Origin of the sequence: Streptomyces sp. NPDC052036 (assembly GCF_040680495.1) — a bacterium.
GTDB lineage: Bacteria > Actinomycetota > Actinomycetes > Streptomycetales > Streptomycetaceae > Streptomyces.
This window is the reverse complement of record NZ_JBFAWW010000008.1, coordinates 37,636-57,115: the sequence shown is the minus strand read 5'-3', so window position 1 is coordinate 57,115 and position 19,480 is coordinate 37,636. Positions and strand designations below refer to the sequence as shown.

Here is a 19,480-nt window from a genome sequence, read left to right as displayed (position 1 = left end):
CCCCCGCCGCGGACCGACCCACTCCCTGGACAATTAGTGAGGTTAGGCTAACCTACCTTCGACTCGTCCGGCGGATGCTCCGCCCCGTTCGAAGGCAGCACACTCATGTCCAATGCCCGTGCCACCCGTCTCACCCGCCGCGGCCTTCTCGCCGCCGGCGGTGCCCTCGGCCTCGGTGGCGCACTCGCGGCCTGCGGCGGCGACAAGGGGAAAGACACCGGCTCGGACAGCGCGAAGGGCACGGACAAGACCGGCCCCTGGTCGTTCAAGGACGACCGCGGGCAGACCGTGAAGGCGGACAAGGTCCCCGCGAACATCGTGGCGTTCGTGGGTGTCGCCGCCGCGCTGCACGACTACGGCGTCGATGTGAAGGGCGTCTTCGGCCCGACGAAGACCAAGGACGGCAAGGCCGATGTCCAGGCCGGCGACCTCGACATCGACAAGGTCACGATCCTCGGCAACGAGTGGGGCCAGTTCAACATCGAGAAGTACGCGGCCCTCAGCCCCGACCTGCTCGTCACCACGATGTTCGACGACGCCGGGACGCTCTGGTACGTCCCGGAGGAGTCGACGAAGAAGGTCCTCGCCGTCGGCGCCCCCAGCGTCGGCATCTCCGTCTACGACCGCCAGATGACCGCTCCGCTGCAGCGGATGCTGGAGCTCGCGAAGACGCTCGGCGCGGACACCTCCTCCTCGGCCATCACCCAGGCGAAGAAGCGCTTCGAGGACGCGGCCGCCCGGCTGCGCGCCGCCACCAAGGCCAAGCCCGGCATCAAGGTGCTGGCGGGCTCCGCGAGCCAGGACATCTTCTACGTCTCCGGCTCCAACCTCTCCATCGACCTGGAGTACTTCAAGGCCCTCGGCGTGAACTTCGTGGAGCCCTCCGCCGCCGCGCTCAAGGCCAGCGGCGGCTGGTTCGAGAACCTGAGCTGGGAGAACGTCGACAAGCACCCGGCGGACATCATCATGATGGACAACCGCAGCTCGGCCATCCAGCCCGCCGACATCACCGAGGCGACCTGGAAGAAGCTCCCCGCGGTCAAGGCGGGCCAGGTCATCGCCCGCAACCCCGAGCCGATCCTGTCGTACGACAAGTGCGCCCCGCTGCTCGAGGACCTCGCCAAGGCCATCGAGACGGCCAAGAAGGTCAGCTGACCGCCCCCACCGCCCCAGGCGCCCCGCTCCCGAGGAGCCCCGCCTCTCGGGAGCCCTGCCCCCAGGAGCACCCATGACGACGGCCGTGGCCGCCCCGTTCCGTTTCTTCTCCCTCCAGGTCGTACGGACGAGGCGGCTCGGCCCGTCCGTCGTCCGTATCACCTTCGCGGGGGACGACCTACGTACGTTCCGCTCCGACGGACACGACCAGAGCCTGTCCCTCTTCCTTCCGCATCCCGGCCAGAGCGAGCCCGCCGTGCCGATCGAGCTCGGCGACTTCTGGTGGCAGGGCTGGCGCGAACTGCCCGACGACGTACGGGCAGTGATGCGCTCGTACACGCTGCGGTCCCTGCGGCGCGGTCCCGGCGAACCCGATGAGATCGACATCGACTTCGTGCTGCACGGCGTGCAGCCGGGCGCCCCTGTCCCGGCGGGTCCCGCCTCGCTCTGGGCCTCGCGTGCCGCCGCCGGTGACCGTGTCGTCCTGATCGGCCCGGCCGTCGCGGACAACCGCGCGATCCGCTTCCGCCCGCCCGAGGACACCGATCTGGTGGTGATCTGGGCCGACGAGACCGCCGTGCCCGCCGCCTCCGCGATCCTCGAACAGCTGCCCTCGGGCACCCGCGCCCATGTCTGGCTGGAGGCCGGGCAGGCCGGTGACATCCAGGACCTGGCGACCGAGGCCGACGCCGACGTCACGTGGCTCGTCCGCGGCACGGGGTCCCCCACCGCCCTCACGGCGCTCAAAGACGCCGAACTCCCCGACGCACAGGCCCCGTACGTGTGGATCGCGGGCGAGTCCGGCCAGGTCAAGGAGGTGCGCCGGCACTTCGTCGGCGAACGCGGGATCGACCGCCGGCGCATCACCTTCGTCGGCTACTGGCGGCAGGGGCTGAGCGAGGAGCAACTGCGCGCCGAGGAGTGACGGCGCTCGCCGGGGGCGAGGCTTCCCGAGATCAAACTTAGGTTAGGCTAACCTAAGTTCTGCCGGGCGACTCCGCCCCCGCCCTGTCCCGCACGGACTGTCCCCACCGGAGGACCCCTACATGCGCTCGCACCTGCTCAATGACCTCACCGCGGAGCACTACCGCCGCTCCGTGACCGAAGGAGTAGAGCGGGTGGCCGCCAAACTCGCCGCCACCGACCGTCCGTTCACCGGCGTCACGGTCGACGCCCTCGCCCCCCGCATCGAGGGGATCAACCTGGACCGCCCGCTGCACGACAGCACCGCGGCCCTGGACGAGCTGGAGGAGCTGTACCTCCGTGACGCCGTCTACTTCCACCACCCGCGCTATCTCGCCCATCTCAACTGCCCGGTCGTCATCCCGGCCGTGCTCGGCGAGGCTGTTCTGTCCGCCGTCAACTCCTCCCTCGACACCTGGGACCAGTCGGCCGGCGGCACCCTGATCGAGCGCCGGCTCATCGACTGGACCGCCGGGCGCATCGGCTTCGGACCCGCCGCCGACGGCGTGTTCACCTCCGGCGGCAGCCAGTCCAACCTCCAGGCGCTGCTGCTGGCCCGCGAGGAGGCCAAGCCGGGGCGGGCCGGGTGGGACACGTCCGACGCCTCCGGCACCCTCGCCAAACTGCGGATCTTCGCCTCCGAGGCCGGCCACTTCAGCGTGCAGAAGTCGGCGAAACTGCTCGGTCTGAGCGCCGACGCCGTCGTCCCCGTCCCGGTGGGCGCCGACAAGCGGATGCAGACCGTCGCCCTCGCGCACGAGCTGGAGCGCTGCGTCGCGGACCGCCTCATCCCGATGGCCGTCGTCGCCACCGCCGGGACCACCGACTTCGGCTCCATCGACCCGCTGCCGGAGATCGCCGAGCTGTGCGCCCGCTACGACACCTGGCTGCACGTGGACGCGGCCTACGGCTGCGGACTGCTCGTCTCGCCCGCCCGGCGCCATCTCCTCGACGGCATCGAGCGCGCCGACTCGGTTACCGTCGACTACCACAAGTCCTTCTTCCAGCCGGTGAGTTCGTCCGCCGTGCTGGTCCGGGACGCCTCCACACTGCACCATGCGACCTACCACGCGGACTATCTCAACCCGCGCCGCATGGTCACCGAGCGCATCCCCAACCAGGTCGACAAGTCCCTGCAGACCACCCGCCGCTTCGACGCCCTCAAGCTGTGGATGACCCTGCGCGTGATGGGCGCGGACGGCGTCGGCGCCCTCTTCGACGAGGTCTGCGACCTGGCACGAAAGGGCTGGGCACTGCTGGCGGCCGACCCCCGCTTCGACGTGGTCGTCGAGCCGCAGCTGTCCACCCTGGTCTTCCGCTACATCCCGGCGGCCGTCACCGACCCCGCCGGTATCGACCGCGCCAACCTGTACGCCCGCAAGGCCCTGTTCGCCTCCGGCGACGCCGTGGTCGCGGGCACCAAGGTGGCCGGCCGCCACTATCTGAAGTTCACCCTGCTCAATCCCGAGACGACGGCCGACGACATCGCCGCCGTACTCGATCTGATCGCCGGCCACGCCGAGCAGTACCTGGGAGAGTCCCTTGACCGCGCATCCTGACACCCCCGACACCACCCACGACTTCGTGGGGATCGGACTCGGCCCTTTCAACCTCGGCCTCGCCTGCCTCACCGAGCCGATCGACCGACTCGACGGCGTCTTCCTGGAGTCGAAGCCCGCCTTCGAGTGGCACTCCGGGATGTTCCTGGAGGGCGCCCACCTCCAGACCCCGTTCATGTCCGACCTGGTCACCCTGGCCGACCCCACCTCCCCGTACTCCTTCCTCAACTACCTCAAGGAGCGCGGGCGGCTGTACTCGTTCTACATCCGCGAGAACTTCTATCCGCTGCGCGTGGAGTACGACGACTACTGCCGCTGGGCGGCCTCGAAGCTGAGCTGCGTCCGCTACGACACCACGGTCACCGAGGTGACGTACGAGGAGCAGGACGAGCTGTACGTCGTACACACGCGGGAGGGGGACGTCTACCGGGCCCGCCACCTGGTCCTCGGCACCGGCACCCCGCCCCACATCCCCGAGGCCTGCCGGGGCCTCGCGGGCGACGTCATCCACAACTCGCGCTATCTGGACCGCAAGCACCAGCTCCAGACCAAGGAGTCGATCACCCTGGTCGGCAGCGGCCAGTCCGCCGCCGAGATCTACTACGACCTGCTCAGCGAGATCGACGTCCACGGCTACCGGCTGGACTGGGTGACCCGCTCCCCGCGCTTCTTCCCGCTGGAATACACCAAGCTCACCCTGGAGATGACCTCCCCGGAGTACATCGACTACTTCCACGCCCTGCCCGAACCGACCCGCTACCGCCTCACCGAGCAGCAGAAGGGCCTGTTCAAGGGCATCGACGGGGTTCTGATCGACGAGATCTTCGACCTGCTGTACCAGAAGAACCTCGACGGCCCGGTGCCCACCCGACTGCTCACCAACTCCGCGCTCACCGGCGCCCGCCACGAGAACGGCACCTTCACCCTCGGCTTCCGCCAGGAGGAGCAGGGGAAGGACTTCGAGCTGAGTTCCCAGGGCCTGATCCTCGCGACCGGCTACCGGTACGTCGAACCGGAGTTCCTGAAGCCGGTCCGCGACCGTCTGCGCTACGACGGACACGGCAACTTCGACGTGGCCCGCAACTACGCCGTCGACGTGACGGGCCGGGGCGTGTTCCTGCAGAACGCCGGCGTCCACACGCACAGCATCACCAGCCCCGACCTGGGCATGGGCGCCTACCGGAACGCGTACATCATCCGGGAACTGCTGGGCACCGAGTACTACCCCGTCGAGAAGACCATCGCCTTCCAGGAGTTCGCGGTATGAGCACGACCACGAGTGCCGTCGGCACCCTCGCCTTCCGCCCCCTCGACCCCCTCAAGGACGCCGAACTCCTGCACCGCTGGGTCACCCACCCCAAGGCGGCCTTCTGGATGATGCAGGAGGCCCGGCTGGAGGACGTGGAGCGGGCGTACATGGAGATCGCGGCCGACCGGCACCACCACGCGTTCCTCGGGCTGCACGACGGCGAGCCCGCGTTCCTGATGGAGCACTACGACCCCGCCCACCGCGAACTCGTCGGCCTGTACGAGCCCCGGCCCGGTGACGTCGGCATGCACTTCCTCGTCGCCCCCACCGACCGGCCCGTGCACGGGTTCACCCGGGCCGTCATCACCGCCGTCGTGCGGCAGCTGTTCGAGGACCCGGCCACCGAGCGGATCGTGGTCGAGCCCGATGTGCGCAACACGGCCGTGCACGCGCTGAACACGGCGGTCGGGTTCGTGCCCGAGCGGGAGATCACCACGCCGGAGAAGACGGCGCTGCTCAGCTTCTGCACCCGCGAGCGGTTCGAGCGGGCGGTGGCGGCATGACCCTCACCGACGCCGTCGCCCATCTCTCCCCGGAGCGCTGGGAGCAGGCCAACCGTCTCCTCATACGCAAGGCGCTGGCCGAGTTCGCGCACGAGCGGCTGATCACCCCCGCACCGGGGGACGACGGCCACTACGTCGTCCACAGCGACGACCGGCTCACCCGCTACCGGTTCCGCGCCACCCTGCGTGCCCTCGACCACTGGGAGGTCGACCCCGAGTCGATCACCCGCCACCGTGACGGCGCCGAACTTCCCCTCGCGGCGCTGGACTTCTTCATCGAGCTGAGGACGTCCCTCGGCCTGAGCAACGAGATCCTGCCCGTCTATCTGGAGGAGATCTCCTCCACTCTCTCCGGCACCTGCTACAAGCTCACCAAGCCGCAGGTCACCTCCGCCGGCCTGGCCCGAAGCGGGTTCCAGGCCATAGAGACCGGGATGACCGAGGGCCACCCCTGCTTCGTCGCCAACAACGGGCGGCTCGGCTTCGGCATCCACGAGTACCTGTCGTACGCCCCCGAGACCGCGAACCCCCTCCGGCTGGTGTGGCTGGCGGCGCACCGCTCACGGGCCGCGTTCACGGCCGGCACGGGCATCGCGTACGAGTCCTTCGTACGGCAGGAGCTGGGGGCCGCGACCCTGGACCGCTTCCACCGGCAGCTCACCGGCCAGGGCCTGGACCCGGCGGACTACCTCCTCATCCCCGTCCATCCCTGGCAGTGGTGGAACAAGCTCACCGTCACCTTCGCCGCGGAGGTCGCCCGGGGGCACCTCGTCTGCCTCGGCGAGGGGGACGACGAGTATCTGGCCCAGCAGTCGGTACGGACCTTCTTCAACAGCGACCACCCCGAGAAGTACTACGTGAAGACGGCCCTGTCCGTCCTCAACATGGGGTTCATGCGCGGGCTCTCGGCCGCCTACATGGAGGCGACCCCGGCGATCAACGACTGGCTGCACGGGCTGATCGAGGGCGATCCGGTGCTCAAGGCGACCGGCCTGACGATCCTGCGCGAGCGGGCTGCCGTCGGCTACCGCCATCTGGAGTACGAGGCGGCCACCGACCGCACCTCCCCGTACCGCACGATGCTCGCCGCCCTGTGGCGCGAGAGCCCGGTCGGCTCGCTCCAGGAGGGCGAGACCCTGGCGACGATGGCCTCCCTCGCCCATGTCGACCACGAGGGCGCCTCCTTCGCGGGGGCGCTGATCGAGCAGTCGGGGCTCGCCCCCACCGAGTGGCTGCGCCGGTATCTGCGGGCCTACCTCACCCCGCTGCTGCACTGCTTCTACGCCTACGACCTGGTCTTCATGCCGCACGGCGAGAACGTCATCCTCGTCCTGGAGGACGGTGTGGTGCGGCGCGCGGTCTTCAAGGACATCGCCGAGGAGATCGCGGTGATGGACCCGGACGCGGTGCTGCCGCCGGAGGTCACCCGGATCCGGGTGGAGGTGCCCGAGGACCAGAAGCTGCTGTCGGTCTTCACGGACGTCTTCGACTGCTTCTTCCGCTTCGTCGCGGCGAACCTCGCGAGCGAGGGCGTCCTGGCGGAGGAGGACTTCTGGCGCACAGTCGCCGAGGTCGTCCACGAGTACCAGGACGCGCATCCGCACCTCGCCGACCGGTTCCGGCGGTACGACATGTTCGCCCCGGAGTTCGCCCTGTCCTGCCTCAACCGGCTCCAGCTGCGCAACAACCGGCAGATGGTGGACCTCGCGGATCCCTCGGGGGCGCTCCAGCTGGTCGGGACCCTGAGGAACCCGATCGCGGGCCGCTGAGGCCCGAACAGACAGGCGGGCACCCCGGTGTACGGTCCACCGGGGTGCCCGTCGTCGTCTCGCGGACCTACCGCGCGGGCCAGGGCACCTGGGGCGACCGGTAGTACCCGATTCCCAGCGCCTCCCACCGGGGCCCCTGTGCCGCGAGCCGTACCCGGTAGGCGTCCCAGTCGTGCGTGGCGGCCGGCGACCAGCCCAGCTCGGCCACGCCCGGCAGCCGAGGGAAGGCCATGTAGTCGATGTCGGCGTCGGTGACGATCGTCTCGGACCACAGCGGCGCCTCGACACCGGCGATCGCCGAGGCGGGCGCGCCCGGCAGATAGGTGCCCGGGTCCCAGTCGTAGGACCGTTTCACCTCCACCAGCCCCGCCCAGTCCTGTCCGAGCGGTGTGTCCTTGGTGTACTTCATGTCGAGGTAGACCCGGTCGGCCGGAGACAGGATCAGCCCGGTGCCGTTGCGCGCGGCCTGGACGACCTGGGCCTTCTCGTCGGCGGCGGTGTCGTCGAGGCCCCAGTACTGGGCGAGCGCGCCCTTCGCCGGGTGCGCCCCGGTCATCTGGTGCCAGCCGATCACGGTCTTGCCGTACTTGGCGACGATGGGCTGCACCCGGTCCATGAACGTCACATAGTCGGCGTGGCTGGTGGAGTGCGCCTCGTCGCCGCCGATGTGGAGGTAGCGGCCCGGGGTGAGGGCGGCCAGCTCCCGCACGACGTCGTCCACGAAGTCGTAGGTCACCGGCTTGTTCACGCACAGCGAGCTGAAGCCCACGTCGGTACCGGTGTAGAGCGGGGGTGCGACGCCGTCGCAGTTCAGCGGGGCGTACGAGGCGAGCGCGGCGTTGGTGTGGCCGGGCAGGTCGATCTCGGGGACGATCTCGACATAGCGGGCGGCGGCATGGCGGACGATCTCCTGGTACTGCGCCTTGGTGTAGAAGCCGCCCTTGCCGCCGCCGACCTGGGTCGAGCCGCCGTAGGCCGCAAGACGCGGCCAGGAGTCGACGTCGATGCGCCAGCCCTGGTCGTCGCTCAGATGCAGATGCAGGGTGTTGATCTTGTAGAGCGCCAGGGCGTCGATGTAGCGCTCGACCTGGGCGACGCTGAAGAAGTGGCGGGAGACGTCGAGCATCGCGCCACGGTAGGCGTAGCGCGGGGAGTCCGTGACGGTGCCGCCCGCGACCAGCCAGGGGCCGGGCTGCACGGTCTTCCTCTCGACGGCCGGGGGCAGCAACTGGCGCAGCGTCTGCACCCCGTGGAAGAGACCGGCGGGCCGGCCGGCGGTGATGGTCACGCCCCGGGCGTCGCTGGCGAGCCGATAGCCCTCGGCGCCGAACGGGCCGCTGCCGAGGGTGAGCCGGATGCCTCCGGCGCCGGTCGTGGTGACCGGCAGCCGGTAGCCGGTCGAGGGCCGCAGGACGTCCGCGAGGTACTCGCCGACGCGCCGGGTCTCGCTCGTGCCGTCCACCCGGATGCGGGTGCTCTGTGTGATCGCGTACGGGGACCCGCCCGCCTCGGCGGAGGCGGGCGCCGGGACCACCCGGGCGAAGGCTCCGGCGTCGCGGGCGGCCGCGGCGGGCTGGGCGCCGACGCCGAGGGTGAGTCCGGCCGTCGCGACGAGCAGAAGTGTTCCGAGGATGCGGGGCGTTCTGTGGTGCTGTGACACATGCGCTCCCTTCCACGAGGACCCATGGGCTCGCCCGGACCGGACGAGAGGGGTATAGACCACTCTCCCGCAGATCGGGCCCGGGCAACCCTTGCCCCGCCGGAAATTCATCCCGGCGGGCAGGCCGTGCGAGGGCTCCCGGTGGGGCGTCCGGCGGCCGGGAAACGCGCCGAGAACCAAGCGGGCGGCCCTCGTTCCGGACACGAGGACCGCCCGCCGTCTCCCGCGCCCTGCCGTCCGGGCGCCGAAGTGGCCTTCCGCAGTGGTGTTACTTCGCCCGGCGCGCCACCGTGAAGTGGTCGACCTGCTCACCGGACTCGGCGATGCCGCGCACCGTCAGCGTGGCGTGGCGGCCCTTGGCGGCGGGGGTGACGTCGACGCGCAGGAAGGAGTAGTCGAGGTAGCGCACGCGCGACCAGGCGACCGTCTCGTTCTGCTTGCCTTCCTTGACGTTGATGAACGAGGCGACGGACTCGACCTCGTTCTCGTGGCCCTCGTACGACAGCGGGGCGCTGAACGCGTACAGGCTGCGGCCCGCCGCGCCCGCCGTCACGTACACCACGCCCTCGGACTCGGGGTACGCCGTGCCGCCGATCGGGAGCTTCTTGACGACCTTGTCGCCCTTGATGACGTCGGTGCGCTCGTACTGGTGGTTGTGGCCGTTGATGACCAGGTCCACGGTGTACTTCTCGAACAGCGGCACCCACTCCTGTCGCACGCCCCCCTCCGAGGCGTGCGCCGTGGAGGTGCAGTACGCGCAGTGGTGGAAGAACACGACGACGAAGTCGATGTCGTGGCTGGCGCGGTACTTCTTGAGCTGGGCCTCCAGCCACTTGGTCTGGGTGCCGCCCGAGATGCCGAGGTTGGCCGGGATCTCGAAGGAGATGTCGTTGGCGTCCAGCGAGATGACCGCCGTGTTGCCGTAGACGAAGGAGTAGACGCCCGGGAGGTTCGTCTTGTCCGGTCCGTTGTCCGGCAGGGTCCAGCGGGCCTCCTCGCCGCCGTAGCCGTTGGGCGAGTACCAGGCTTCCATGTCGTGGTTGCCGTAGGCCGGCATCCACGGGACCTGCTTGGCGACCGACTCCGTCTGGTACAGGAACTGGTCCCACACGCGGGAGTCGAAGCCCGTGTCGGCGGTCTTGCCGGCGCCGGACGGGTCGGCGTAGGCGATGTCGCCGGCATGCAGATGGAAGGCCGGGTTCTGGCCGAGCAGCAGGGCGTTGTTGGCCAGGCCGTGGTAGCTGACGCCCTCGTCACCGAACGCGGTGAAGGTGAACGGCTCCTTGTGGGCGGGAGCCGTGGTGAAGGTGCCGAGGGTGCCGAGCAGGTGCCGCTCGGCCGGGTCGAAGCCCGCGTGGCCGACGCCGTAGTAATAGGTCTTGCCGGGGCGCAGGTTGGTGAGCCTGGCGTGCAGGTAGTACTGGGTGTGGTCGCCGCTGGCCCCGACGCCGGCCGGGGTGTAGAGGGTGCGGACCTCGGCGGGGATCTTGCGGGAGAGGTCCCAGGGGTGGGCGCCGATGCGGATGAACGGCTTCTTCACGGCGACCGGGACCTGCCAGGAGACGGTGATCTCGGTGCGCGGGTCGTTGCCGAAGGCGAGGTGGCGGCCGAAGGGCGCGACGAGGGCGCCGTCGACGGACTCGGTCGCGGGGGCGGGGGCGGTGCGCTGGGTGGGGACGGCGGCCTGGGCGGTGGCGCCCGGGACGAACGCGCCACCGGTGACGGCGCCCAGGGTGACGGCGCCGCCTCTGATCATCGTGCGCCGGGAGAATCGCGTGCGCAGGTACTCGTGCTGCTCCGCCATGTTCATGCGGGCGGCGAGCTTCTCAGGTACTCCCATACGAGGTGTGTCCATGTGGCCTGAACTTCCTCCACATAAGCAACGTGGCACAAGACACAGAATGGACAGGCGTCGAACACGGGCCCACGAGAGCCGCCAGGAGGGTCTGCCCGAAATCGGGCACGAATCTTGCGATTCCGGCGCCCGTATCGCAGGATCTACCGGGTGCACGACGAACTTGTTGATCATCTGACGCGGTCCACGACCCTGAGCCGGGGCGAGGCACTGCGCGTGGTCCAGGACGTGCTCGCCTATTTCGACGAGACGACCGAGGAGTTCGTCCGCCGCCGTCATCGCGAACTGCAGGCCCAGGGCCTGGTGAACGCGACGATCTTCGAGCGGATCGAGGCCGACCTGAGGTACCGCACGGTCGCGCCGCCCGAGCTCACACTCCGCCAGCTGCGCCGCATCGTCTACGGCTGAGGCGCCGGAGAAGGCCCCTCGGGGCCACCTCACCACAACGGGGAAAAGGGACTTAAGGATATATATGTGCGGAATCGTTGGATACATCGGTAAGCGCGATGTGGCCCCGCTGCTGCTGGAAGGTCTGCAGCGGCTGGAGTACCGCGGCTACGACTCGGCGGGCATCGTCGTCACGTCGCCCAAGACGTCGGGCCTGAAGATGGTCAAGGCCAAGGGCCGGGTCCGCGACCTGGAGGCCAAGGTCCCCGCGCGTTTCAAGGGCACCACCGGTATCGCCCACACCCGCTGGGCCACCCACGGCGCCCCGTCCGACGTGAACGCCCACCCGCACATGTCGGCCGACCACAAGGTCGCCGTCGTCCACAACGGCATCATCGACAACGCCTCCGACCTCAGGAAGAAGCTGGAGGCGGACGGCGTCGAGTTCCTCTCCGAGACCGACACCGAGGTCCTCACCCACCTCATCGCCCGCTCCCAGGCCGAGACCCTGGAGGAGAAGGTCCGCCAGGCGCTGCGGGCCGTCGAGGGCACCTACGGCATCGCGGTGATGCACGCCGACTTCGCCGACCGCATCGTGGTCGCCCGCAACGGCTCCCCCGTCGTGCTCGGCATCGGCGAGAAGGAGATGTTCGTCGCCTCCGACGTCGCCGCGCTGGTCACCCACACCCGTCAGATAGTCACCCTCGACGACGGCGAGATGGCCACCCTCAAGGCCGACGACTTCCGCACGTACACCACCGAGGGCACCCGGACGACGGCCGAGCCGACCACCGTGGAGTGGGAGGCCGAGTCGTACGACATGGGCGGCCACGACACGTACATGCACAAGGAGATCCACGAGCAGGCCGAGGCCGTGGACCGGGTGCTGCGCGGCCGCATCGACGACCGGTTCTCCACCGTCCACCTGGGCGGCCTCAACCTGGACGCCCGCGAGGCGCGCGCGGTGCGCCGGGTGAAGATCCTCGGCTGTGGCACCTCGTACCACGCCGGCATGATCGGCGCCCAGATGATCGAGGAGCTGGCCCGGATCCCCGCGGACGCCGAGCCCGCCTCCGAGTTCCGCTACCGCAACGCGGTCGTGGACCCCGACACGCTGTACGTCGCGGTCTCGCAGTCAGGTGAGACCTACGACGTCCTCGCGGCCGTCCAGGAGCTCAAGCGCAAGGGCGCGCGGGTGCTGGGCATCGTCAACGTCGTCGGCTCGGCGATCGCGCGGGAGGCGGACGGCGGCATGTACGTCCACGCCGGCCCCGAGGTGTGCGTGGTCTCCACCAAGTGCTTCACCAACACCACCGTCGCCTTCGCGCTGCTCGCGCTGCACCTCGGCCGCACCCGGGACCTGTCGGTGCGCGACGGCAAGCGGATCATCGAGGGTCTGCGGAAGCTGCCCCAGCAGATCTCCGAGATCCTCAAGCAGGAGGAGGAGATCAAGGCGCTGGCGGACCAGTTCGCCGACGCCCGCTCGATGCTCTTCATCGGCCGTGTGCGCGGCTACCCGGTGGCCCGCGAGGCCTCGCTGAAGCTGAAGGAGGTCTCGTACATCCACGCCGAGGCCTACCCGGCCTCCGAGCTGAAGCACGGCCCGCTGGCGCTGATCGAGCCGGCCCTGCCGACCGTGGCGATCGTGCCGGACGACGATCTGCTGGAGAAGAACCGCGCGGCCATGGAGGAGATCAAGGCCCGTAGCGGCAAGATCCTCGCGGTCGCCCACCGGGCGCAGGAGAAGGCCGACCACACGATCGTGGTCCCGAAGAACGAGGACGAGCTGGACCCGATCCTGATGGGCATCCCGCTGCAGCTCCTCGCCTACCACACCGCACTGGCGCTGGGCCGGGACATCGACAAGCCGCGCAACCTGGCCAAGTCGGTGACGGTGGAGTAGCGGCTCCCCCTCCGCCCCGGATCACCTCGCACGACGTGAACGACCCCCTGTGTGCCACCAGCACAGGGGGTCGTTCCCTCAAGGGACCGGGGCCGCCCTTCCCCGGCCCGGCGCTGCCTCAGCCGGCGGCCGTCACCCCCCGGCCGGCAGCACGCCGCGGCAGGGACGTGGGCCACTTGGCCAGGACCGCCGTGGCCGCGTACCAGGCGACGGCGCCCGCGGCGACCGCGCACCAGCCGCCGGCCTTGCCCAGCGCGTCGTTGCCCGCGAAGCGCCCGACGGCGAGCAGTACCAGGGAGACGCAGAGCAGGGCATAGGTGCCCTGGCCGAGGACGTCGCCGGCCGCGCCGAGCGCCAGGCTCAGGACAACGAGGGCGAACAGCAGGAGGAAGAGCCCTGCGGCGTTGTCGGACATCTGGCCACCGGCCGTGACGGCCCAGGTGAACCACAGGGCGCCGAGCGCCGAGAAGGCCGTACCGGTGGCCAAGTCGCGGTCGCGGAAAGCGAGCAGGCCGGCGAGGAACAGGGCGACACCGCCCACATAGTGAGCCAGTGACACGGCGTCGGCCGTCGTCACGCCGTCGATCACGTTGGTCGTTCCGAGACCGAAGGCCAACAGCGTGACACCCAGCGCGAGTCGGCCGACGATCGTTGTGGTGCTTCCCGCAGAGACGTCGTTGTCCACGGCGGGCTCCCTTCTTGTCCTGCACGTACGGTCGTGCGGTGACCGATATATGCCCTTCACAAGGGCACAAACACCTCTACGCGCGAGTAGATTCGCGCGCTCTCGCACGGGAGTTGGAGGTGGTCGTCCCCCATCTCGCCTGAACCGACGGGGAGTTACGAAAGGGCGGCGCGGAGGTTGCGACGGTGTCGCGGGGCCAGGGGGCCGGCGCCGGGCGGTCGTCCGCGCGTGAAACCGGCCATGGGCGCGACCGGGCAGTCGTGCGCACGCGCAACCCTCTACGGGCATGCCGGGGCGCCCGGAGGGGGCGTCGGGGGCCTCAGGGAATGACGATGACGGGGCGCCGGGCGCGCTTGGCGAGCCGGCCGGCGACCGAGCCGAAGATACGGCCGACGATGCCCTGGGTGGAGCCGACGACGATCGCGTCCGCCTCGTACTCCCGCCCCACCTCTTCGAGTTCGTGGCAGATGTCGCCGCCGCGCTCGACCAGGATCCAGGGCACCTCGGCGAGATGCTCGGCGCAGGCCAGTTCCAGCCCGAGGACCTCGGTGCGGTGATCCGGCACATCGACGAAGACCGGCGGCTCGCAGCCCGCCCACACCGTGGTGGGCAGCCGGTTGGCGACATGCACGATGATCAGGCCTGAACCGGAACGGTGGGCCATGCCGATCGCATAGGCGAGCGCGCGCTCGCTGGACATGGAACCGTCGAAGCCGACCACCACACCGTGCTTGAAGGCGGGGTCGCAGGACGCGCGTGACTCTTCCGCCGCCAAGGGCTCGGCCGCCGTGGGATCGGCGACGCGGCGCTTGCGGTCCGCGGGTTCGAAGAATTCGTGACCGGCCATGAGTGTCTCGGCGTTGTGATCCTCGTGGGTGGGACGACACTGTGCGGCGGAGCGGTGTCCGGGAATCATCTTCCCCACCCCATACCCCCAAGGGTACGGCGGCACGCCTCCTTCGCCCAGATCCCGCGCGACCCCCAGAGTTCCCGGCTTCGCCCGAACCAGAGGGGCCCCCGTCACGGGGTTCCAGAGAGCATGCACGAGGGACGCCCGTAACGCAATGGTTGCTGCCTCGTACAGGTGGTTTGCTCGGGGTTCACTCAGCAACCAGGGCAGCGGCCCGGCTTCCGCGGTACAGGTTCGGACAGGGGGCGACGGACACGGTCACGGCGTCAGGGAGCGACGGGCGGCTCACGCCGTGAAAAGGGGACGCCTCGCGACGATCCGAACCCGGGGCCCGGGGTCAGCCGAACCGGGCCTCGGTGGCCGGCCGCCGAGGCCCGGGCCCGCCCCGGACACCCGGGGACACCCGGGGACGCCGGTGACCAACCGGTCGGACACCCGGGAACGCCAGTGACCGACCGGTCGGACACGCGTTGATTCCGGTGACCCTCCGCCCCAGGGAGCCCGCCTTGCCCGCACCCCGCCCCGCCCCTCGGAACCGTCCCGCACCCCGGAACCGTCCCCCTTCCGAAACGGCGGCCGTGGTCGTCCGCTGGGCCTGGTTCACCTGTGTCCTGGTTCCCGTGGTCCTCGTCTGGAGCGGCACCTCGGTCGCCGGTGCGATCAGCGCCACGCTGGGCCTCACGGCGGTCACCTGGGCGTGCCGCGCGCTGCTGCGCCAGTCCGAACTGGGCGCGGCGCGGCCCGCGGACGAGGAGTGCGCACCCTGCGGCTTCCGACACTCCGCCCGGTACGGCACGGCCGGAACGGGGGCGCGCGGGGGCGGACGGAACGGAGACGCAAACACTCCGGTCGACTGACCGGTTTCCGCGCACGCCCCCGCTTCTTTTCAGCCAACTTCTCACACCCGCGCATCAGGGGGCCGAACGGCCCCCCACCCCCCGTTCGACCTGCGCCGAAAGGGTCCCGGAGGGCTCCCGGACCCTATGCGGATTGGCCACTGGGACGAGGCGCACTTCCCTGCACGGCCCACGAGTGCAACCCTTCGTGATCGAATGCTTCACGCCAAGTTGTCATGTCGACAATGTGCCGGATGGTGAACTGGTCACGCCGCCACGGCGGGACACAGTAAATTCGATCATGATTGTCTTTACGGCGGGGGACTCGTGCAGGACCGAGGGGAAACGTGCAGGAGCGACACAACCGAGGAGCCGCGACCACCGAGGGGGGCTTAGCAGGATGAGCCACGACTCCACTGCCACGGCGGATGCCGCGGCCCGGAAGCTGTCCGGGCGGCGGCGCAAGGAGATCGTCGCGGTGCTGCTGTTCAGCGGCGGCCCCATCTTCGAGAGTTCCATACCGCTTTCGGTGTTCGGGATCGACCGCCAGGACGCCGGAGTTCCGCGCTACCGACTGCTGGTGGCCGCCGGAGAGGAAGGCCCGCTGCGGACCACAGGGGGCCTGGAACTCACCGCGCCGTACGGGCTGGAGGCGATCTCACGGGCGGGCACCGTCGTGGTGCCGGCCTGGAGGTCGATCACCTCACCACCGCCCGAGGAGGCGCTCGACGCAGTGCGCCGGGCGCACGAAGAGGGCGCCCGCATCGTCGGGCTGTGCACCGGCGCCTTCGTGCTGGCCGCCGCCGGACTGCTGGACGGCCGACCGGCCACCACACACTGGATGTACGCACCGACGCTGGCCAAGCGCTATCCGTCGGTGCACGTCGATCCACGCGAGCTGTTCGTGGACGACGGCGACGTCCTGACATCGGCCGGCACCGCGGCCGGTATCGACCTCTGTCTCCATATCGTGCGCACGGACCACGGCAACGAGGCGGCGGGCGCGCTCGCCCGGCGCCTGGTGGTCCCGCCGCGCCGCAGCGGCGGCCAGGAGCGCTATCTCGACAGGTCTTTACCTGAGGAGATCGGCGCCGACCCCCTCGCGGAGGTCGTCGCCTGGGCCTTGGAGCACCTCCACGAGCAGTTCGACGTGGAGACCCTGGCCGCGCGCGCGTACATGAGCAGGCGGACGTTCGACCGGCGCTTCCGTTCGCTGACCGGCAGCGCGCCGCTGCAGTGGCTGATCACCCAGCGGGTGCTGCAGGCACAACGGCTGCTGGAGACCTCCGACTACTCGGTCGACGAGGTCGCCGGGCGCTGCGGCTTCCGCTCGCCGGTCGCGCTGCGCGGGCACTTCCGGCGCCAGCTCGGCTCGTCGCCGGCGGCGTACCGGGCCGCGTACCGGGCGCGCCGTCCGCAGAGCGAACGGCCGGGGGACCCCGACGGGCCCGCCGGACCAGTGGCGCCGCAGGTGGCGCCGGAGGCCGCCCCGGTCCCGATGCAGACCCGGCGCACGGCCGCCGCGAGCTCGCTCGGCGCCGCGGCGTCCCTGTCCACGGACCGCCACGGCAAGCACGTCGACCATCCGGTCAGGCATGTCCCGGAGCTGTACGCGGCGAGCCGCCCGAGCCTGCCGGGGCAGCGCAGCGCGCACTAGCACCGCCGCCCGGCCGGTAGCCGGGGACGGGCGGGATCCACGAGACGTGGCGCACACCACGCGGATCCCGCCCCTTCGGCATGCCCGCAGGGCCGGGACCGGGCCTTTCTCGCCGCACAGGCGGTCCGCACAGCCCGGGCGGGCCATAAGGTGGGACACATGAACGATCGCATGGTGTGGATCGACTGCGAGATGACCGGACTCTCGCTGTCCGACGACGCGCTCATCGAGGTGGCCGCACTGGTCACCGACTCGGAGCTGAACGTACTCGGCGAGGGTGTGGACATCGTGATCCGGCCGCCCGACGCGGCGCTGGAGACGATGCCGGAGGTGGTGCGTCAGATGCACACCACCTCGGGACTGCTCGACGAGCTGGCGGCCGGCACGACACTCGCCGACGCCGAGGAGCAGGTCCTCTCCTACATCCGGGAGCACGTCAAGGAACCGGGCAAGGCGCCGCTGTGCGGCAACTCCGTCGGCACGGACCGCGGCTTCCTGGCCCGCGACATGCCGACACTGGAGGACTACCTCCACTACCGGATCGTGGACGTCAGCTCGATCAAGGAACTGGCCCGGCGCTGGTACCCGAGGGCGTACTTCAACAGCCCCGAGAAGAACGGCAACCACCGGGCGCTGGCCGACATCCGCGAGTCGATCGCGGAGTTGCGCTACTACCGGGAGGCGATCTTCGTGCCGCAGCCGGGTCCCGACTCGGACACGGCCCGCACGATCGCGGCCCGGCACGTGCTGCCCGCGCAGTAGCGATGTTGACGGGGCCCTGACGGGCCCCGGAGAAACGCTGGCGCGAGCACCCCTTCGGACCCTGTACACTTTTTCTCGGCCGGTGCGGAAAGCACAAAGTACCGGTCATGGTGGGTGTAGCTCAGATGGTAGAGCACCTGGTTGTGGTCCAGGATGTCGCGGGTTCGAGTCCCGTCACTCACCCTCAGTAGCCAGCCGGTGACCCGTGGGAGCGGGACACCGGCTGGACTGCGTTTCGGCCCCCGCACTCCGGCCGTCGTACGACACACCCGGCGCACGCGCGGGCGCAGAAAGCCTCGGCAGCCGGAACGCACCCGGCCCTCGGCGGGTGCGGCGCGCCGTGCGGAAGCGCCTCTCAGGAGGAGGCCCGCTCCACCAGTTCCGTCGGCAGGACCAGCTGACGGCGTTCCAGGCCGCGTGCGGCCGCCGGGCGCCGGTCCGCTATCTCCTCCAGCAGCAGGTCGAGCATCGCGCGGCCCATCTCCTCTATCGGCTGGCGCACGCTCGTCAGGGGCGGATCCATATGGCGGGCGATCACCGAGTCGTCGAAGCCGACCAGCGCCACGTCGTCGGGGACACGGCGCCCTACCTCGCGCAGCACCTGGCGGGCCCCGGCCGCCATCACGTCCGACTCCGCGAACACCGCGTCCAGCGCGGGACGGCGGGCCAGCAGTTCCGCCATGGCCCGGCGACCGCCCTCCTCGGTGAAGTCACCATGGGCGATCAGGGCCTCGTCCACCACGCGGCCCGCGTCCCGCAGTGCGTCGCGGTAGCCGTCGATGCGCCGCTGGGCGCCGAAGACGTCGAGCGGGCCGGTGATCGTGGCGATGTGCGCGCGACCGCGGGCGAGCAGATGCTCGACCGCCGAGCGGCCGCCGCCGTAGTTGTCCGAGTCCACCGACGGCAGCGTCTCGCGTTCCGAGCGCGGGCCGCTGATCACCGCCGGGATCTCCAACTGGGCGAGGAGATCGGGCAGCGGGTCGTCCGCGTGCACGGACACCAGCAGGACCCCGTCCACGCGGTGCGCCGCGAGGTACTGGGCCAGCCGGCGGCGCTCACGGTCGTTGCCCGCGAAGATCAGCAGCAGTTGCATCTCCGTGTCCGACAACTCGGCGCCCACGCCCTTGAGCATGTCCGAGAAGTACGGCTCGGCGAAGAAGCGGGTCTCCGGCTCGGGGACGACGAGGGCGATGGCGTCCGTGCGGTTGGCGGCCAGTGCCCGCGCCGCCGTGTTCGGCACATAGCCGAGTTCCGCGACCGCCGCCTCGACCGCCGCGCGTGTCGCGTCACTGACCCGGGGCGAGCCGTTGATCACCCGGGACACCGTGCCGCGGCCGACGCCGGCGCGTGCGGCCACCTCTTCGAGGGTCGGCCGACCGCCGCCCCTGCCCCGCGCTCCGTGGCTTGCCATGGGGCTCCGCCTCCCGCAGTCGTCTCACGCTGGCCTGGAATCTAACAGTCGCGTCCGCCGTGGTGATCACTTGCGGCGAGCGCCGACCGCGCGGCGAGCACCGAGCGACCCGCCCCGGTTCCGGTTAACAGCCCGATAACTGAACGCAGTTCTGCG

General features: G+C 70.3%; 16 protein-coding genes and 1 tRNA gene. 12 read left to right on the top strand and 5 right to left on the bottom strand.

The features are described from left to right. Nucleotides 1-105: 105 nt before the first annotated feature. From AB0L95_RS14120 to AB0L95_RS14095, 6 genes are all read left to right on the top strand, one after another. Entirely contained in the window at nucleotides 106-1,155 is a 1,050-nt protein-coding gene (locus AB0L95_RS14120; protein WP_365161587.1) for an ABC transporter substrate-binding protein, read from the top strand. Between the two features lie 73 nt (nucleotides 1,156-1,228). Further along, a complete protein-coding gene (locus AB0L95_RS14115; protein ID WP_365161585.1) occupies nucleotides 1,229-2,080 on the top strand; it encodes a siderophore-interacting protein in 852 nt (283 codons plus the stop codon). Between the two features lie 121 nt (nucleotides 2,081-2,201). Continuing rightward, nucleotides 2,202-3,677, top strand: a complete 1,476-nt coding sequence (gene desA, locus AB0L95_RS14110; protein ID WP_365161583.1) for a lysine decarboxylase DesA — start codon at nucleotides 2,202-2,204, stop codon at nucleotides 3,675-3,677. Beyond that, nucleotides 3,661-4,944 carry a SidA/IucD/PvdA family monooxygenase gene (locus tag AB0L95_RS14105; protein ID WP_365161581.1) on the top strand — a complete coding sequence of 428 codons (1,284 nt, stop codon included), beginning with the start codon at nucleotides 3,661-3,663 and terminating at the stop codon, nucleotides 4,942-4,944. The genes desA and AB0L95_RS14105 overlap by 17 nt, the downstream gene beginning before the upstream one ends. After that, the gene (locus tag AB0L95_RS14100) at nucleotides 4,941-5,489 is read left to right on the top strand and encodes a GNAT family N-acetyltransferase (protein ID WP_365161579.1); all 549 of its coding nucleotides are present in this window, start codon (nucleotides 4,941-4,943) and stop codon (nucleotides 5,487-5,489) included. The genes AB0L95_RS14105 and AB0L95_RS14100 overlap by 4 nt, the downstream gene beginning before the upstream one ends. Then, on the top strand, nucleotides 5,486-7,258 hold the full coding sequence (locus AB0L95_RS14095) for an IucA/IucC family siderophore biosynthesis protein (RefSeq protein WP_365161577.1): 1,773 nt from the start codon (nucleotides 5,486-5,488) through the stop codon (nucleotides 7,256-7,258). Before AB0L95_RS14100 ends, AB0L95_RS14095 begins: the two co-directional genes overlap by 4 nt. 67 nt (nucleotides 7,259-7,325) lie before the next feature. Here AB0L95_RS14095 and AB0L95_RS14090 read toward each other — a convergent pair whose 3' ends face one another. Together AB0L95_RS14090 and AB0L95_RS14085 are read right to left on the bottom strand one after the other, a co-directional pair. Further along, nucleotides 7,326-8,918, bottom strand: a complete 1,593-nt coding sequence (locus tag AB0L95_RS14090) for a beta-N-acetylhexosaminidase (protein ID WP_365161575.1) — start codon at nucleotides 8,916-8,918, stop codon at nucleotides 7,326-7,328. 268 nt (nucleotides 8,919-9,186) lie between these two features. Further along, on the bottom strand, nucleotides 9,187-10,758 hold the full coding sequence (locus AB0L95_RS14085) for a metallophosphoesterase family protein (RefSeq protein ID WP_365161574.1): 1,572 nt from the start codon (nucleotides 10,756-10,758) through the stop codon (nucleotides 9,187-9,189). 165 nt (nucleotides 10,759-10,923) lie between these two features. On the opposite strand from AB0L95_RS14085, the gene AB0L95_RS14080 reads away from it, so the two are divergent. Both AB0L95_RS14080 and glmS read left to right on the top strand, forming a co-directional pair. Beyond that, nucleotides 10,924-11,181 (top strand): hypothetical protein, encoded by a 258-nt coding sequence (locus tag AB0L95_RS14080; protein WP_365161572.1) that lies wholly within the window; start codon nucleotides 10,924-10,926, stop codon nucleotides 11,179-11,181. Between the two features lie 64 nt (nucleotides 11,182-11,245). Continuing rightward, entirely contained in the window at nucleotides 11,246-13,063 is a 1,818-nt protein-coding gene (gene glmS, locus AB0L95_RS14075; protein ID WP_365161570.1) for a glutamine--fructose-6-phosphate transaminase (isomerizing), read from the top strand. A gap of 118 nt (nucleotides 13,064-13,181) precedes the next feature. Here the strand turns inward: glmS and AB0L95_RS14070 are convergent, their stop codons facing one another. Further along, entirely contained in the window at nucleotides 13,182-13,748 is a 567-nt protein-coding gene (locus tag AB0L95_RS14070) for a GPR1/FUN34/YaaH family transporter (RefSeq protein WP_365161568.1), read from the bottom strand. Between the two features lie 319 nt (nucleotides 13,749-14,067). Continuing rightward, nucleotides 14,068-14,595 (bottom strand): universal stress protein, encoded by a 528-nt coding sequence (locus tag AB0L95_RS14065; protein WP_365161567.1) that lies wholly within the window; start codon nucleotides 14,593-14,595, stop codon nucleotides 14,068-14,070. 641 nt (nucleotides 14,596-15,236) lie between these two features. Between AB0L95_RS14065 and AB0L95_RS14060 the strand changes: the two genes are divergently transcribed. The 4 genes from AB0L95_RS14060 (at nucleotide 15,237) to AB0L95_RS14045 (ending at nucleotide 18,096) form a co-directional block, all read left to right on the top strand. Next, on the top strand, nucleotides 15,237-15,515 hold the full coding sequence (locus AB0L95_RS14060) for a hypothetical protein (protein ID WP_365161565.1): 279 nt from the start codon (nucleotides 15,237-15,239) through the stop codon (nucleotides 15,513-15,515). Nucleotides 15,516-15,894: 379 nt separating this feature from the next. Further along, nucleotides 15,895-17,151, top strand: a complete 1,257-nt coding sequence (locus tag AB0L95_RS14055) for a helix-turn-helix domain-containing protein (RefSeq protein ID WP_365161563.1) — start codon at nucleotides 15,895-15,897, stop codon at nucleotides 17,149-17,151. Between the two features lie 159 nt (nucleotides 17,152-17,310). Continuing rightward, a complete protein-coding gene (gene orn / locus AB0L95_RS14050; protein ID WP_365161561.1) occupies nucleotides 17,311-17,913 on the top strand; it encodes an oligoribonuclease in 603 nt (200 codons plus the stop codon). A 110-nt stretch (nucleotides 17,914-18,023) separates the two neighbouring features. Continuing rightward, nucleotides 18,024-18,096 (top strand) — tRNA-His (locus tag AB0L95_RS14045). 172 nt (nucleotides 18,097-18,268) lie between these two features. Here the strand turns inward: AB0L95_RS14045 and AB0L95_RS14040 are convergent. Further along, nucleotides 18,269-19,324, bottom strand: coding sequence for a LacI family DNA-binding transcriptional regulator (locus AB0L95_RS14040; RefSeq protein ID WP_365161560.1), 1,056 nt, complete (start codon nucleotides 19,322-19,324; stop codon nucleotides 18,269-18,271). Nucleotides 19,325-19,480: the final 156 nt, after the last annotated feature.

What these genes read in the sequence shown, in the direction of transcription:
- AB0L95_RS14065 (WP_365161567.1), bottom strand. Translation starts at nt 14,595, where the DNA reads ATGGCCGGTCACGAATTCTTCGAACCCGCGGACCGCAAGCGCCGCGTC.
- AB0L95_RS14095 (WP_365161577.1), top strand. Translation starts at nt 5,486, where the DNA reads ATGACCCTCACCGACGCCGTCGCCCATCTCTCCCCGGAGCGCTGGGAG.
- AB0L95_RS14120 (WP_365161587.1), top strand. Translation starts at nt 106, where the DNA reads ATGTCCAATGCCCGTGCCACCCGTCTCACCCGCCGCGGCCTTCTCGCC.
- AB0L95_RS14085 (WP_365161574.1), bottom strand. Translation starts at nt 10,758, where the DNA reads ATGGGAGTACCTGAGAAGCTCGCCGCCCGCATGAACATGGCGGAGCAG.
- AB0L95_RS14040 (WP_365161560.1), bottom strand. Translation starts at nt 19,324, where the DNA reads ATGGCAAGCCACGGAGCGCGGGGCAGGGGCGGCGGTCGGCCGACCCTC.
- desA (WP_365161583.1), top strand. Translation starts at nt 2,202, where the DNA reads ATGCGCTCGCACCTGCTCAATGACCTCACCGCGGAGCACTACCGCCGC.
- glmS (WP_365161570.1), top strand. Translation starts at nt 11,246, where the DNA reads ATGTGCGGAATCGTTGGATACATCGGTAAGCGCGATGTGGCCCCGCTG.
- AB0L95_RS14055 (WP_365161563.1), top strand. Translation starts at nt 15,895, where the DNA reads ATGAGCCACGACTCCACTGCCACGGCGGATGCCGCGGCCCGGAAGCTG.
- AB0L95_RS14100 (WP_365161579.1), top strand. Translation starts at nt 4,941, where the DNA reads ATGAGCACGACCACGAGTGCCGTCGGCACCCTCGCCTTCCGCCCCCTC.
- orn (WP_365161561.1), top strand. Translation starts at nt 17,311, where the DNA reads ATGAACGATCGCATGGTGTGGATCGACTGCGAGATGACCGGACTCTCG.
- AB0L95_RS14115 (WP_365161585.1), top strand. Translation starts at nt 1,229, where the DNA reads ATGACGACGGCCGTGGCCGCCCCGTTCCGTTTCTTCTCCCTCCAGGTC.